Source organism: Streptomyces sp. NPDC007162, assembly GCF_040634175.1.
GTDB lineage: Bacteria > Actinomycetota > Actinomycetes > Streptomycetales > Streptomycetaceae > Streptomyces.
This window is the reverse complement of sequence record NZ_JBEYFC010000213.1, coordinates 1-14,096: the sequence shown is the minus strand read 5'-3', so window position 1 is coordinate 14,096 and position 14,096 is coordinate 1. Positions and strand designations below refer to the sequence as shown.

Below are 14,096 nucleotides of genomic sequence, written 5' to 3'. Positions count from 1 at the left end.
GTAGACCCGGCTGTCGTAGCGGACCGGCGGCGGTGTGCCCCACTGACCGGCGGCCAGGTCCCAGGTCTGCCGGGTACACACCGCGCGGCACCTGCTCGTTCTCGAGGGCCTCGAAGCCGTGCGCAAGCGCCCCGGTATGTACATCGGATCCACCGACAGCCGGGGCTTGATGCACTGCCTGTGGGAGATCATCGACAACGCCGTGGACGAGGCCCTCGGTGGCTACTGCGACCACATCGAGGTCATCCTCCACGACGACGGCTCCGTCGAGGTCCGGGACAACGGCCGCGGCATCCCCGTGGACGTCGAGCCCAAGACCGGCCTGTCCGGCGTCGAGGTCGTCATGACCAAGCTGCACGCCGGCGGCAAGTTCGGCGGCGGCTCCTACGCGGCCTCCGGCGGTCTGCACGGCGTCGGCGCCTCCGTGGTCAACGCGCTCTCCGCGCGTCTCGACGTCGAGGTCGACCGCGGCGGCCAGGTGCACGCCATCAGCTTCCGCCGCGGTGTGCCGGGCGCATTCGCCGCCGGCGGACCGGACGCGAAGTTCGAGACCGCCAGCGGACTGCGCAAGATCAAGAGGGTGCCCAAGACCCGTACCGGCACGCGCGTGCGGTACTGGGCCGACCGCCAGATCTTCCTCAAGGACGCCAGGCTCTCCCTGGACACGCTCCATCAGCGCGCCCGGCAGACGGCCTTCCTGGTCCCCGGCCTGACCATCGTCGTCCGCGACGAGTACGGTCTCGGCGAGAGCGGCAGCAAGGGTGAGGAGTCGTTCCGCTTCGACGGCGGTATCAGCGAGTTCTGCGAGTACCTGGCCACCGACAAGCCGGTCTGCGACGTCCTCCGCTTCTCCGGGCAGGGCACCTTCAAGGAGACTGTCCCCGTCCTGGACGACCACGGTCAGATGACCCCCACCGAGGTCACCCGTGAACTCGGCGTGGACGTGGCGCTGCGCTGGGGCACCGGTTACGACGTGAACCTCAGGTCGTTCGTCAACATCATCGCCACCCCCAAGGGCGGCACCCACGTGGCCGGCTTCGAACAGGCCGTCCGCGAGACCCTCAACGAGGTGCTGCGGGCCAAGAAGCTGTTGCGCGTCGCCGAGGACGACATCGTCAAGGACGACGCCCTGGAGGGGCTCACCGCCGTCGTCACCGTCCGGCTCGCCGAGCCTCAGTTCGAGGGCCAGACCAAGGAGGTCCTCGGCACCTCGGCGGCCCGCCGGATCGTGAACAACGTGATCTCCAAGGAGCTGAAGGCGTTCCTGACCTCCACCAAGCGCGACGCCGCCGCTCAGGCGCGGGTGGTCATGGAGAAGGTCGTCGCCGCCGCACGGACGCGCATCGCGGCCCGCCAGCACAAGGACGCGCAGCGCCGCAAGACGGCCCTGGAGTCCTCGTCGCTGCCGGCGAAGCTCGCCGACTGCCGCAGCGACGACGTCGAGCGCAGCGAGCTCTTCATCGTCGAGGGCGACTCGGCGCTCGGTACCGCGAAGCTGGCCCGGAACTCCGAGTTCCAGGCGCTGCTGCCGATCCGGGGCAAGATCCTCAACGTTCAGCGGTCCTCGGTGACGGACATGCTGAAGAACGCGGAGTGCGGCGCGATCATCCAGGTCATAGGAGCGGGCTCCGGGCGCACCTTCGATATCGACGCGGCCCGCTACGGCAAGATCATCATGATGACCGACGCCGACGTCGACGGCTCGCACATCCGCTGCCTGCTGCTGACGCTGTTCCAGCGGTACATGCGGCCCATGGTCGAGGCCGGCCGGGTCTTCGCCGCGGTCCCGCCGCTGCACCGCATCGAGATCGTCCAGCCCAAGAAGGGCCAGGACAAATACGTGTACACCTACTCGGACCGTGAGCTGCGGGACAAGCTCATGGAGTTCCAGAGCAAGGGGGTCCGCTACAAGGACTCCATCCAGCGGTACAAGGGTCTGGGTGAGATGGACGCGGACCAGCTGGCCGAGACCACCATGGACCCGCGCCACCGCACGCTGCGCCGCATCAACCTCTCGGACCTCGAAGCGGCCGAACAGGTCTTCGACCTGCTCATGGGCAACGACGTGGCCCCCCGCAAGGAGTTCATCTCCGGTTCGGCGGCGACGCTGGACCGGTCGCGGATCGACGCATAGCCGCTGCGCGGGCTTCGGCCGACCCGCCCGGTCGCTCCACCCAGGGCGCCCCGTCGGCCGACAGCCCTCGCGCCCGCTCAGGCGCGTGCGAGCCGCAAGGAGTGCCCCGGGGCCCCGGCAGATGCCGGGGCCCCGGGGCGTTTTCCGGCAGGGCGTCTGATGCGCCGTGGCGATGCACGGTTGCGCGGTGTGTCGAGGCGCGGTGCACGATGCGCCGGGGTGCGGTGCACGAAGCGCTGGGGTGCGGTGCACGATGCGGTGAGTCCGTGACGCCGAGACCGGGATGCCGGCCTCCTGCCGGTCAGAAGCCCGGCCCCGCGCACCGCACGTCCGGGCATCGCACCTCGGCGCACCGCCACCTGAGCGCGCCGAGCCCCACGCCCCTGGGCCCCGCGCTCCGACGAGCGTGATCTCTCCACCTGAGGGTGGAGAGATCACGCTCGTCGGAATCCACCTCTGATCCACCCCGGCGCCGATCTGCTGACCTGCGCGTTTCCGTAGCGTCGAAGGCGTCGGCAGCTCCCGCTTCCGGCACCGCCCCTTCCCGCTCACGGAGGCACTGATGTCCGGGCTCGTCAACACGTTGCTGATCGTGGCCGTAGTCGTCGTGGTGATCGCGCGCCAGTTCCGTGCCCGCCCCGTCAACACCGGCCGGCGCTGGTGGCTCCTGCCCGCGGTCCTCGCGGTCGTCGCGCTGCGCGAACCCGGCATACTCGACGCCCATCACCGCACCGAAGCCGCCCTGCTGCTCGGCACCGAGTTGCTGGTGGGGCTGGGGATGGGTGCCGCCTGGGCCTGGACCACCAGGATCTGGACCGCATCCGACGGTGTCGTGTGGACCAGGAGCACCAGAGCCAGCGCGATGGTCTGGCTCGGCGGTCTGCTCGTGCGCGTCGGCCTCTTCGCCCTCGGCGCAGCGCTCGGTGTCCATCAGAACGGTTCCGCCCTGATGCTCGGCCTGGCCCTCCTCCTCCTGGTCCGCTCCGGCATCCTCGTGTGGCGGGCCCAGTCCCTCCCCTCCGGCCCGTCCATGAGCAGCCCCACCCGGGCGTACGGTGACGACATGGCCCGGGTCGCCAGGAAGGAAGGCGTGTGACAGAGAACGCCTGGACGCGCTGGCCCTCGCGTGAAGCGCTGAGTCGTTCGGGGATCTCCCAGCCCCGGCGCACGCTGGCCTGGGGAGTGAGACTGCTCGTCCTCGCCCTGCTCCTGTGGAGCGCCTTCAACCAGTCGCGCGTCTCCGGCTGGGGCGTGGCCGCCGCCGTGGCGGGCGTGCTGGTGACCGCCGTGGCGTCCTGGGGTTTCTTCCGGACCACCTACGCCCACCGGCTCGTGCCCTCCCTGCTCCTCATCACCGTCCTGCTGGCCCTCGCGGTCGTGGCGGAGATCATGGGATTCCGCGGACCGGCGCTCGTGATCTGGTGCGGCTGCGGCATCTCGGCCCTGGAGCGGCTGCCCATCGCGATCGCGGTGCCCGTCACCTCCGTGGCCCTGGCCTCGTACTCCGCGTTCAACAACGACGTCTGGCTGACCACCGCGGCCACCGTCGCCGGAATGGCCCTCGCCGGCTACGTCATGCGACTCGACGCCGAGGCCCGTGGGCACGCACAGCGGCTGCTGGCACAGGAGCGCGCAGCCAGAGCGGCCGAAGCCGAGTCGGCGGCGCTCGCGGAGCGGGCCAGGATCGCGCGGGAGATCCATGACGTGCTGGCCCACAGCCTCTCCGCCCAGATGGTGCACCTGGAGGCCGCGCGGCTGCTGATCGAGCGCGGGGCCGACCGGGAGCAGATCCTCGAACGGGTGGTGGCCGCCCGGGGGATGGCCCGTGACGGACTCGCCGAGACCCGGCAGGCCCTGTCGGCGCTGCGCGGCGAGCTGACCCCGCTGGAGGAATTCCTCACCGAACTGGCCGGTGCGACCGACGGCGCCGAGGTCACCGTCACGGGCGAACGCAGAACGCTGCCCGCCGAGGCCTCGCAGACGGTACGACGGGTTGCCCAGGAAGCGCTGACCAACGTCCGCAAGCACGCCCACGGCGCCAAGGTCAGGGTGCGGCTGGACTACAGCGAGCACGAAGTGACGCTGTACGTGAGGGATTCGGGCGGCCGTCCGGGCGAACTCACCGGTGCCGGCAGCGGGTACGGTCTGCTGGGAATGCGGGAGAGGGCCGAGCTGCTGGGCGGGTCGCTGGAGGCAGCGCGTGACGACGAGGGGTTCGAGGTGCGGTTGAGGGTGCCCGTATGACGGAGGGCGAGAAGAAGCCGGCGCGGGTGGTGGTCGCCGACGACCAGACGGTGGTCCGGGAGGGCATCGTGATGCTTCTCGGGCTGCTGCCCGGTGTGGAGGTCGTGGGAGCGGCGGGCGACGGCGAGGAGGCGGTGCGGCTGGTCGGCGAGCTCTCCCCGGACGTGGTGCTGATGGACCTGAGGATGCCGCGCTGCGACGGGGTGGAGGCGACCCGGCGGATCCGCTCGCAGTATCCGGGGACCCAGGTCGTGGTGCTCACCACGTTCGCGGACGACGAGTCGCTGTTCCCGGCGCTGAGAGCCGGCGCCCGTGGATACCTGACGAAGGACGCGGGCGGCGACGAGATCGTCCGCGCCGTGGAGAGCGTGCTCTCGGGAGACGCGGGACTGTCGCCGAGCATCCAGCGGAGGCTGCTGGAAAGGCTGTCGCAGCCCGAGCAGCCGCAGGCGCCGGTGGCGACCGAGGCGCCGGACGGCCTGACCCTGCGGGAGACGGAGGTTCTGGTGCTGATCGCAGAGGGACTCACCAACCAGGAGATCGCCAGACGGCTGCACGTCTCGACCGCGACCGTGAAGACACACATCAACAACCTGTTCGCGAAGACCGGGCTCAAGGACCGTGCGCAGGCGGTGCGTTACGCGTACGGGAAGGGAATGGTGCGGCCACCAGGGAATTGAGTCACCTGATGGGGTGAGAGACGAGGGAAGAAGAGTCGGGGATCTTCCCGATCTGTCCATCCTTGGGCATGCAGTCAAGCAACGGGCGTCACCGCGACGGCGGGGAGGGCTCCGAGAGTTCGGCCGAGCGGCACGAGGATCAGGGTGAGTACGGCACGACCTCCCCAGAAGTCAGGTACGAGGACCCCTGGCACGACGCGCCGGCCTCAGGCTGGGGTGGGCCGGAGGGCACCGCGGTGCCGGCCCCGGCGGTGCCCGCCGCCCGGACCGAGCGGGAGAGGGCGGCGGTTCGCGCCCGGGACGTGTATCTGGAGGTGCAGCGCAGTGCGGCTTTCCAGGAGGTGCGCAGCCGCTACCGGAGGTTCGTGGTGCCGGGGGTTGCCGTCTTCCTCACCTGGTACGTGGCGTACGTGGTCACAGCGACGACCGCGCCCGGTCTGATGGCGAGACCCGTCGCCGGCGCGGTGAACGTGGGGATGCTCGCGGGACTCGGACAGTTCCTCAGCACGTTCGTGCTCACCTGGGCCTATGCCCGGCATGCCAGGCTGCGCAGGGACCGTGCCGCGCTGGAACTGCGCTGGGACACCCAGGAGCTGACCCGTGGCGCCGCCCGGGGCGGTGTCTTGTGACGGGCCGTCATGAAACCCTGGCGCTCATGCTGTTCGGCGCCTTCGTCGCGGTGACGCTCGGGATCACGACATGGGTGAGCAGGAGGCGGCACGGTTCGGCGGAGGAGTTCTACGCCGGGGGCCGGCTGTTCTCGCCCATAGAGAATGGTTTTGCCATCGCGGGTGACTACATGTCGGCGGCCTCCTTCCTCGGTGTCACCGGGCTGATCGCGCTGTTCGGGTACGACGGGCTGCTCTATGTGGTGGGCTTTCTGGTGGCGTGGCTGGTCGTGCTCTTCCTGGTGGCCGAGCTGGTGCGCAACTGCGGCCGGTTCACCCTCGCCGACGTGATCGCCGCCCGGATGACGGAGCGGCCGGTGCGGATCGCGGCGGGCACGTCCTCGGTCACCGTGTCCGTTCTCTATTTGGTGGCGCAAATGGTGGGAGCGGGCAGCCTGGTCGCGCTGCTGCTGGGACGGACCAGTCAGGCCGCCCAGGCGTGGACGGTCATCGGGGTCGGCGCGCTGATGGTGATCTACGTGTCCTTGGGAGGGATGCGGGCCACCACCTGGATCCAGATCGTGAAGGCCGTCCTGCTGCTGGGCGGGACGGTGACGCTGACCGTGCTGGTGCTGCTGCGCTTCCACGGCGATGTCGACCAGTTGCTGCTCACGGCGGCCGAGCGCAGCGGACACGGGAAGGCGTTCCTGGCGCCGGGACTCAGGTACGGCGGGAGTTGGAGCGCGCGGCTGGACTTCATCAGCCTGGGGCTGGCGCTGGTGCTGGGCACGGCGGGACTGCCGCACATCCTGTCGCGGTTCTACACGGTGCCGACCGCGAAGGCGGCCCGGCGGTCGGCGGTCTGGTCGATCGGGCTGATCGGCGGTTTCTATCTGATGGCGATCGTGCTGGGCTTCGGGGCCGCCGCCGTCGTCGGGCCGGACGCGGTGCGCGCGTCGAACGAGTCGGGGAACACGGCGGTCCCGCTGCTGGCCCTGGACCTGGGCGGCGGCGCGGGTTCCACAGCGGGAGCGGTTCTGTTCGCGGTCGTCGCCGCCGTTGCCTTCGCGACGATCCTCGCGGTGGTCGCCGGGATCACCCTCGCCTCCTCGGCGTCCGTCGCCCACGACCTGTACACCTCGCTGTGCAGGCCGCGCGCCGGACAGCGCAGCGAGGTGGCGGTGGCGCGCACGGCGGCCGTCGGCATCGGAGTGGTGGCCATCGCCCTCGGTCTGCTGGCCCGTGACCTCAACGTCGCCTTCCTGGTCGGTCTGGCCTTCGCCGTGGCCGCCTCGGCGAACCTGCCGGTGCTGCTGTACTCGCTGTTCTGGCGGGGCTTCACGACCCGCGGCGCGGTGTGGGCCGTATACGGCGGACTCGTCCCGGCCCTGGTACTGGTCGTGCTGTCTCCAGTGGTGTCCGGGAGCCCGGGGGCGCTGTTCCCGGACGTCGACTTCCAGTACTTCCCGCTGGAGAACCCGGGGATCGTCTCCATCCCGCTCGGTTTCCTCGCCGGCTGGCTCGGGACGGTCACCTCGGACGAGGTGCCGGACGAGGCCAGGCACGCGGAGACCGAGGTGCGGTCGTTGACCGGAGCGGGGGCTGTATAGGTCCTATGGCGCCACCCAGGCCTCGTAGTTGCTATGGCGCCACCCAGGCGTACCGGTGTTCCGGGCGGCCGGTGTCGCCGTACTTCAGGGAGAGGCGCAGCCGGCCGGCCTGTTCCAGGTGGCGGAGGTAGCGCTGGGCGGTGGAGCGGCTCAGGCCGGTCTCGGCGGCCACCTCGTGGGCGGAGAGCGGCTGGTCGGCGCGGTGCAGGACCCCGCAGATGAGGTCCGTGGTCGGCTCGGAGTGGCCGCTGGGCAGCCCGGGCGCCGAGGGGGCGGGTGAGGTGCGCAGGGCGCCGAAGATCCGGTCGACCTGCTCCTGCCCGGTCAGGCCCCGGCCGCCGACCCGGTCCACGGTGCGGCGCAGCGCCGCGTAGGAGTCCAGGCGGGTGCGCAGCGCGGCGAAGGTGAACGGTTTGACCAGGTAGTGCAGGGCGCCCAGGCGCATCGCCCGCTGGACGGTGGTCACGTCGCTGGCCGCCGTGATCATGATGACGTCGGTGCCATGGCCCTGTTCCCGCATCCGGTGGACGAGTTCGAGACCGGTCTGGTCCGGCAGATAGTGGTCCAGCAGGACCAGGTCGATGGTGCCGCGTTCCACGGCGGCCAGGGCCTGGGCAGCGCTGTGCGCGCGGGCGGCCACCCGGAACCCGGGAACCTTCCCCACGTACTTGGCGTTTATCTCAGCGACGCGGAAGTCGTCGTCGACCACCAGGACGTCAATCATCAGGCCTCTCCTTCAAGGCCGGCGAGCGTTAAGCCCGTGTTTCGTCTGCGCAGTTGTAGCGCGCGCAAAATGAGCACAACAGGTGCTTGCGAGCAAAAGAACGGCTTGCGCCCAGAAGACTGCTGCTGTGGTCCGTGCCACACCTACCGTCCCGGCCCATGAGCGCAGACACCAGCCCCGCCATCGAGCTGCGGGGCGCGAGCAAGATCTTCAAGACCCCGTCGGGGGGTCTGCACACGGCTGTCCGCGACCTCGACCTCACCGTCGGACGCGGTGAGTTCGTGGCTGTCGTGGGGCCGACGGGTTGTGGCAAGTCCACCACGCTGACGCTGGTCAGCGGGCTGGAAGAGCCCACCGAGGGCGATGTGCTGGTGGCCGGTCAGCCGGTCGCCGGAGTCGGGGACAAGGTCGGTTTCGTCTTCCAGCAGGACGCCACCTTCCCCTGGCGGACCGTGCTGTCCAACGTGATGGCAGGACCCCGCTTCCGGGGCGTGCCCAAGGCGGAGGCGAAGGAGAAGGCCCGCGCCTGGCTGGCCAGGGTCGGTCTCGCGGCCTTCGAGGACCGCTACCCGCACCAGCTCTCCGGCGGCCAGCGCAAGCGGGTGGCGCTCGCCGCGACCTTCGTCAACGACCCCGAGATTCTGCTCATGGACGAGCCCTTCTCCGCGCTCGACGTGCAGACCCGGGCCCTGATGTCGGACGAACTCCTGGAGTTGTGGGAGGGCACGGGCGCCTCGGTCGTGTTCGTCACCCACCACCTGGAGGAGTCCATCGCGCTGGCCGACAAGGTCGTCGTCATGACCGCCGGGCCGGCGACCGTGAAGCAGGTCTTCGACATCGACCTGCCCCGCCCCCGCAAGGTCGAGTCGGTGCGTCTGGAGCCGCGGTTCATCGAGATCTACCGCGAGATCTGGGAGTCCCTCGGCGAAGAGGTCCGCATCACCCGTGAGAGGGGCGCCGCCCATGTCGCCTGACGTCCTCAGCACACCGGTCGTCGACACGGCCAAGACCCCGAACCGTACCCAGACGCGGGTCCAGGCCGCCCGCAGACGCAAGGCGATCGTGTACGCCGTGCGGGTGCTGCTCCTGGTGGCCGTCCTCGGCCTGTGGGAGGTCCTCTCCCGGGCCGGCGCCATCGATCCGTTCAACTTCTCGATGCCGTCGAAGATCTGGGAGCAGATCTGGACCTGGGTGACCCACGGCACCGCACTCGGCTCCCTCGGCGAGCAGATCTGGTACACGCTCTACGAGGCGCTGCTCGGCTGGGTCATCGGCGTGGTCGCCGGTGTCGTCTTCGGTATCGCCCTGGGACGGATCGCGTTCCTCGCCGACGTCCTCGGCCCGTACATCAAGGTGCTCAACTCGATCCCCAGGATCGTGCTGGCCCCGATCTTCGTGATCTGGTTCGGGCTCGGCGCCTCCTCCAAGGTCGCCTCGGCCGTGGTCCTGGTGTTCTTCCCGGTGTTCTTCAACGCCTTCCAGGGTGCCCGCGAGGTCGACCGCAACCTCGTCGCCAACGCCCGGATCCTGGGCGCGAGCGACCGCAGGGTGACCCTGCAGGTCGTCATCCCGTCCGCCACCTCGTGGATCTTCACCAGCCTCCACGTCAGCTTCGGCTTCGCCCTCATCGGCGCCATCGTCGGCGAGTACATCGGCGCCACCAAGGGCATCGGCCTGCTCGTCGCGCAGTCGCAGGGCACGTTCAACGCAGCCGGTGTGTACGCCGCGATGGTCATCCTCGCCGTCGTCGCGCTCGCCGCCGAGGGGCTGCTCACCTTCGCCGAGCGCCGCATCTTCCGCTGGAAGCCGTCGGACTCCGACAGCTGAACCCGGCCGCCTTCTCCTCCCGCACCGCCTCTCACAAGGACGTGAACGTCATGCGCAAGTCCGCCAGATACACCACCCTGGCCGCCGCCGGCCTGCTCGCCCTGTCCTCCCTGACCGCCTGCGCCAACGACGCGGCGAGCACGACCTCCAGCGGCTCCGCCGGCAAGGGCGACGGCAAGGGGACGAAGGTCAAGATCATGGTCGGTGGCCTGGACAAGGTCATCTACCTGCCGGCGATGCTCACCCAGCGGCTCGGCTACTTCGACGCCGAGGGTCTCGACGTGGAACTGCTGACCGAGCCGGCCGGTGTCCAGGCCGAGACGGCCCTCGTCGCCGGGCAGGTCCAGGGCACGGTCGGCTTCTACGACCACACGCTGGACCTCCAGACCAAGGGCAAGGCGGTGGAGTCCGTCGTGCAGTTCTCGCGGGCGCCCGGCGAGGTCGAGATCGTCTCCACCAAGGCGGCCGGCGACATCACCTCGCCCAAGGACTTCAAGGGCAAGAAGCTCGGCATCACCAGCCTCGGCTCGTCGACCGACTTCCTGACGAAGTACCTCGCCGTCAAGAACGGCGTGAAGGTCAGCGACTTCTCGCCGGTCGCCGTCGGGGCGGGCGCCACCTTCATCTCGGCGCTCCAGCAGGGCTCCATCGACGGCGGTATGACGACGGACCCGACCGTCGCGACCATCCTGGACAAGAAGGCGGGCAAGATCCTTCTGGACATGCGGACGCCGGAGGGTTCCCAGAAGGCGCTCGGCGGCCCGTACCCGTCGTCCAGCCTGTACATGCAGACGGACTGGGTCAACAGCCACAAGGACACCGTCCAGAAGATGGTCAATGCGTTCGTCAAGACGCTCAAGTGGATGTCGACGCACAGTGCCGCCGAGATCGCGGCCAAGATGCCCGCCGACTACGCCCAGGGGAACAAGGCCCTCTACACGCAGTCCATCAAGAGCACGCTGCCGATGTTCACCGACGACGGCGTGATGCCGGAGAACGGCCCGGAGACCGTGGAGAAGGTGCTCAAGGCGTTCAACACGAACATCCAGAACCACGATGTCGACCTGAGCAAGACGTACACGACGGAGTTCGTCAAGGCTGCCAAGTAGAAGGCTGCCGAAGGAGAAGGCTGCCGAGCGGAAGACTGTCTGGACGTACGGCTCAGCCGCGGGTCGCCCACACGTAACGGTGTTCGGGGCGGCCCGCGTCGCCGTACTTGAGGGTCAGCCGGGCCCGGCCCGTGCGCTCCAGGAGTTTCAGATAGCGCTGGGCGGTCTGACGGCTGACCCCGGTCCGCTCGGCGATCTCCTGGGCCGACAGCGGGCTGTCGGCGTTCATGAGCGACTGGCGGACCAGCTCGGCTGTGGTGGGGGAGTGCCCTTTGGGCAGCTCGGGCTGGGACGGCGTGGACAGGGCGCCGAAGATACGGTCCACCTCGGCCTGTTCGGCCTCGCCGCCACCGTCCAGGGTGCGCCGCAGCCGGGCGTACGCCTCCAGCCTGGCGCGCAGCCCCGCGAACGCGAACGGTTTCACCAGGTACTGCAGGGCGCCCTGGCGCATCGCCGCCTGCACGGTCGACACGTCCCGGGCCGCCGTCACCATGATCACGTCGGTCTGGTGGCCACGTCGGCGCATCTCCTGGACCACCGCGAGGCCCGTGTCGTCGGGCAGGTAGTGGTCCATCAGGACCAGGTCGAGGCGGGGGAGCGTCTCCAGCCGGTGCAGCGCCTCGGCCGCGTTGTGGGCCTCGCCGGCCACGTGGAAGCCGGGCACCTTCTCGACGTAGGCCGCGTTGACCCGGGCGACCCGGGTGTCGTCGTCCACGACCAGGACCTCGATCATCGTGCTTCCCTGCCGTTCGGTCATCGTGTCTCTTCGTCGGCCGGTGCGAGCACCGGTTCCAGTTCCGGCTCGGTCAGCGCCTCGGGGAGCATCACGGTGAACTGCGCGCCTCCGCCGTCCGCCTCGTCCACGGACGCGCTGCCGCCCTGCCGTTCGGCGAGCCGGCGCACCAGGGGGAGCCCGATGCCGCGCTTGCCGTGCGCGGGCGGTTTCTTGGTGGACCACCCCTCGGTGAACGCCAGTTCCCGCTGCTCCGCCGGGATCCCGGGCCCGGTGTCACGCACCCGGAGGACGACCGCGCGGCCCTCGGTGCGCAACTCGACCTCCACGCGCGCGTGCAGCGAGCCGGCCACCGCGTCCAGCGCGTTGTCGACGAGGTTGCCCACCACCGTGACCAGCCCTCTGGGGTCGATCAGCCGGTCCGGGAGACGGGTGCGGTCCGACACCCACAGGGCGACCCCGCGCTCGGCCGCGACGGTCGCCTTGCCGACCAGCAGGGCGGCCAGCAGCGGGTCCTGGATCTTCTCGGTGACCTGTTCGGCGGTGACCCGGTGGTCGCTGACCACCTCGCCGACGAACTCCACGGCGTCGTCGTACATCTCCAGCTCGAGGAACCCGAGCAGGGTGTGCATCCGGTTGGCGTGCTCGTGGTCCTGGGCGCGCAGGGCGTCGATGAGCCCACGCGTCGAGTCGAGTTCGCGGCCGAGCTGCTCCAGCTCGGTGCGGTCGCGCAGGGTGGCGACGGCGCCGCCGTCGTCGGTGGGCATCCGGTTGGCCACCAGGACCCGCTGGCCGCGCACGGTGAGCAGGTCGGTGCCGGTCACCCGGCCGGTCAGCACATCGGTCGTACGGCCGTCACCGAGGGCCTCGTCGGGGGTCCGGCCGACGGCCTCGTCGCCGATGCCCAGCAGGCGCCGTGCCTCGTCGTTCAGCAGCCGGACACGGCCGCCGCGGTCCAGGGCGACGACGCCCTCGCGGATGCCGTGCAGCATGGCCTCGCGTTCGGCGAGCAGCGCCGAGATGTCGGAGAAGGCCAGGTCACGGGTCTGTCGCTGGACCCTCCGGGAGATCAGCCAGGCGGCCAGCGCACCGACGGCGAGAGCGCCGCCCGCGTAGGCGAACAGCACCGGGATCGTGCCCAGCAGACGTGCCCGCACGCTGTCGTAGGCGATGCCCACCGAGACCGCCCCGATGATCCGGTGCCCGGAGTCGTACAGCGGCACCTTGCCGCGCGCCGAGCGGCCCAGGGTGCCGCTGTCGATCTGCATGACCTCCTTGCCGTCCAGTGCCTCCTGGGGGCTGGTAGACACATGCCGGCCGATCACCGACGGCGTGGTGTGGGACCAGCGGAAGCCGCCTTTGTCCATCACGACGATGTACTCCGCGCCGGTGGCCTTCCGGATCCGTTCGGCCTCCTGCTGCACCGGACCGTCCACGCTGGGCGGGGTGGTCAGGACGCCCTCGGCGATCCCCGGGTCCTGGGCGGTGGTCTGGGCGATCGCCAGGGCCCTGCGCATCGCCTCCTGGTCCAGCTGTTTGCTCAGCGGCGCGAGGAAGAGCCCGGTCGCGAGCACCGCGACCCCCGCGGCGATCGCCAGCTGCATCAGCAGGACCTGCGTGAACGCCTTCCGGGGCAGCCGAGGGCGCAGACGGCGCGCGGGGGGCGTGGGACTCATGACCACGACGGTACGTGCGCGGATGCGCCGTACCTAAGGGGTGTGGCGTGGATCTCTTGACCAGTTCTTGGGAAACCCGGATCGGTGGGACGAGGGGGATCAGCTCGCGAGGGCCGACGCCGTCCGCAGTTCCCGCAGCGACACCACGTCCATTCGGGCCGGTGACCCCAGCACCGAGACCCCGCAGCTCTCCGGGCGCGGCGGCAGGGAAGCGCCCTGGGCCACCGCGACCCGCCAGCGGCGGCCGTCGACGTGATCGACGGTGACGTGCCAGCGCGGGGCCGCACCCTCGGTCCGTACGACGCTCAGCGCGCCCGCGGTGTGCTCGCCCACCGCTTCGCGCACGGCCAGCTCGGCCGCCTGGCCGGGCCGCCCCCAGGCGGAGCACCCCCGGCACCCCTCCAGCACCACACGGCCCTCCTGGGCGCCGTGCAGGACCTCCTTGACGGCATGGGCCTCGGCGCGCCCGTACGCGTAGCCGTACGGCAGCACGAGCACCGTCGGCGAGAAGCGATGACCACCCAGATGGGTGACCTCCCAGGTGCCCCGTACCCCGGATGCGGCCAGCTCGGTGGCGAGCGGGCGGCCCAGCAGGGCGCAGCAGCGGTCGCGCTTGCCGTTGGTGCAGACGAGGGCGAGCGGGCCGCCGGAGTGCGGCCGGCCGCCGAGCGCCGTGCCGAACGAACGGTGGTCGCCCGCCCCGAGGGCCGCGAGGTCGAGGCCGAGCAGCCGGTGCGGATCACGGGTCTCG

The 14,096-nt window shown here is 70.4% G+C and carries 12 protein-coding genes and 1 pseudogene; 9 read left to right on the top strand and 4 right to left on the bottom strand.

Features of this window, described 5'->3' with window-relative positions:
• Positions 1-76: 76 nt before the first annotated feature.
• The 6 genes and pseudogenes from ABZ646_RS24300 to ABZ646_RS24275 form a co-directional block, all read left to right on the top strand.
• Positions 77-2,134, top strand: a pseudogene (locus ABZ646_RS24300) (DNA topoisomerase IV subunit B); the annotation flags it as partial.
• 562 nt (positions 2,135-2,696) lie between these two features.
• A complete protein-coding gene (locus tag ABZ646_RS24295) occupies positions 2,697-3,230 on the top strand; it encodes a DUF1453 domain-containing protein (RefSeq protein ID WP_360522579.1) in 534 nt (177 codons plus the stop codon).
• Positions 3,227-4,378 carry a histidine kinase gene (locus ABZ646_RS24290; RefSeq protein ID WP_360522576.1) on the top strand — a complete coding sequence of 384 codons (1,152 nt, stop codon included), beginning with the start codon at positions 3,227-3,229 and terminating at the stop codon, positions 4,376-4,378. The genes ABZ646_RS24295 and ABZ646_RS24290 overlap by 4 nt, the downstream gene beginning before the upstream one ends.
• Complete coding sequence (locus tag ABZ646_RS24285; RefSeq protein WP_360522573.1) at positions 4,375-5,058, top strand: response regulator transcription factor; 684 nt, start codon at positions 4,375-4,377, stop codon at positions 5,056-5,058. Before ABZ646_RS24290 ends, ABZ646_RS24285 begins: the two co-directional genes overlap by 4 nt.
• Before the next feature lie 68 nt (positions 5,059-5,126).
• On the top strand, positions 5,127-5,687 hold the full coding sequence (locus ABZ646_RS24280; protein ID WP_360522570.1) for a DUF485 domain-containing protein: 561 nt from the start codon (positions 5,127-5,129) through the stop codon (positions 5,685-5,687).
• Positions 5,684-7,276 carry a cation acetate symporter gene (locus tag ABZ646_RS24275; protein WP_360522567.1) on the top strand — a complete coding sequence of 531 codons (1,593 nt, stop codon included), beginning with the start codon at positions 5,684-5,686 and terminating at the stop codon, positions 7,274-7,276. The genes ABZ646_RS24280 and ABZ646_RS24275 overlap by 4 nt, the downstream gene beginning before the upstream one ends.
• A 31-nt stretch (positions 7,277-7,307) precedes the next feature.
• Here ABZ646_RS24275 and ABZ646_RS24270 read toward each other — a convergent pair whose 3' ends face one another.
• On the bottom strand, positions 7,308-8,000 hold the full coding sequence (locus ABZ646_RS24270; protein ID WP_360522564.1) for a response regulator: 693 nt from the start codon (positions 7,998-8,000) through the stop codon (positions 7,308-7,310).
• A gap of 158 nt (positions 8,001-8,158) precedes the next feature.
• On the opposite strand from ABZ646_RS24270, the gene ABZ646_RS24265 reads away from it, so the two are divergent.
• The 3 genes from ABZ646_RS24265 to ABZ646_RS24255 are packed head-to-tail and all read left to right on the top strand — an operon-like array spanning position 8,159 to position 10,936.
• A complete protein-coding gene (locus ABZ646_RS24265; RefSeq protein WP_360522561.1) occupies positions 8,159-8,974 on the top strand; it encodes an ABC transporter ATP-binding protein in 816 nt (271 codons plus the stop codon).
• The gene (locus tag ABZ646_RS24260; protein WP_360522558.1) at positions 8,964-9,827 is read left to right on the top strand and encodes an ABC transporter permease; all 864 of its coding nucleotides are present in this window, start codon (positions 8,964-8,966) and stop codon (positions 9,825-9,827) included. Before ABZ646_RS24265 ends, ABZ646_RS24260 begins: the two co-directional genes overlap by 11 nt.
• 50 nt (positions 9,828-9,877) lie before the next feature.
• The gene (locus ABZ646_RS24255; RefSeq protein WP_360522555.1) at positions 9,878-10,936 is read left to right on the top strand and encodes an ABC transporter substrate-binding protein; all 1,059 of its coding nucleotides are present in this window, start codon (positions 9,878-9,880) and stop codon (positions 10,934-10,936) included.
• Between the two features lie 52 nt (positions 10,937-10,988).
• Here ABZ646_RS24255 and ABZ646_RS24250 read toward each other — a convergent pair whose 3' ends face one another.
• The 3 genes from ABZ646_RS24250 to ABZ646_RS24240 form a co-directional block, all read right to left on the bottom strand.
• Entirely contained in the window at positions 10,989-11,669 is a 681-nt protein-coding gene (locus tag ABZ646_RS24250) for a response regulator (protein WP_360522582.1), read from the bottom strand.
• A gap of 20 nt (positions 11,670-11,689) precedes the next feature.
• Positions 11,690-13,345 carry a sensor histidine kinase gene (locus ABZ646_RS24245; RefSeq protein WP_360522552.1) on the bottom strand — a complete coding sequence of 552 codons (1,656 nt, stop codon included), beginning with the start codon at positions 13,343-13,345 and terminating at the stop codon, positions 11,690-11,692.
• Between the two features lie 99 nt (positions 13,346-13,444).
• Positions 13,445-14,096: sucrase ferredoxin (locus tag ABZ646_RS24240; RefSeq protein WP_360522549.1), on the bottom strand; the 652-nt coding region annotated here is incomplete at its 5' end.

Excerpts from the sequence above, each read along its gene's own strand:
- ABZ646_RS24295 (WP_360522579.1), top strand. The coding sequence starts at position 2,697 with ATGTCCGGGCTCGTCAACACGTTGCTGATCGTGGCCGTAGTCGTCGTG.
- ABZ646_RS24285 (WP_360522573.1), top strand. The coding sequence starts at position 4,375 with ATGACGGAGGGCGAGAAGAAGCCGGCGCGGGTGGTGGTCGCCGACGAC.
- ABZ646_RS24280 (WP_360522570.1), top strand. The coding sequence starts at position 5,127 with ATGCAGTCAAGCAACGGGCGTCACCGCGACGGCGGGGAGGGCTCCGAG.
- ABZ646_RS24270 (WP_360522564.1), bottom strand. The coding sequence starts at position 8,000 with ATGATTGACGTCCTGGTGGTCGACGACGACTTCCGCGTCGCTGAGATA.
- ABZ646_RS24265 (WP_360522561.1), top strand. The coding sequence starts at position 8,159 with ATGAGCGCAGACACCAGCCCCGCCATCGAGCTGCGGGGCGCGAGCAAG.
- ABZ646_RS24260 (WP_360522558.1), top strand. The coding sequence starts at position 8,964 with ATGTCGCCTGACGTCCTCAGCACACCGGTCGTCGACACGGCCAAGACC.
- ABZ646_RS24255 (WP_360522555.1), top strand. The coding sequence starts at position 9,878 with ATGCGCAAGTCCGCCAGATACACCACCCTGGCCGCCGCCGGCCTGCTC.
- ABZ646_RS24250 (WP_360522582.1), bottom strand. The coding sequence starts at position 11,669 with ATGATCGAGGTCCTGGTCGTGGACGACGACACCCGGGTCGCCCGGGTC.
- ABZ646_RS24245 (WP_360522552.1), bottom strand. The coding sequence starts at position 13,345 with ATGAGTCCCACGCCCCCCGCGCGCCGTCTGCGCCCTCGGCTGCCCCGG.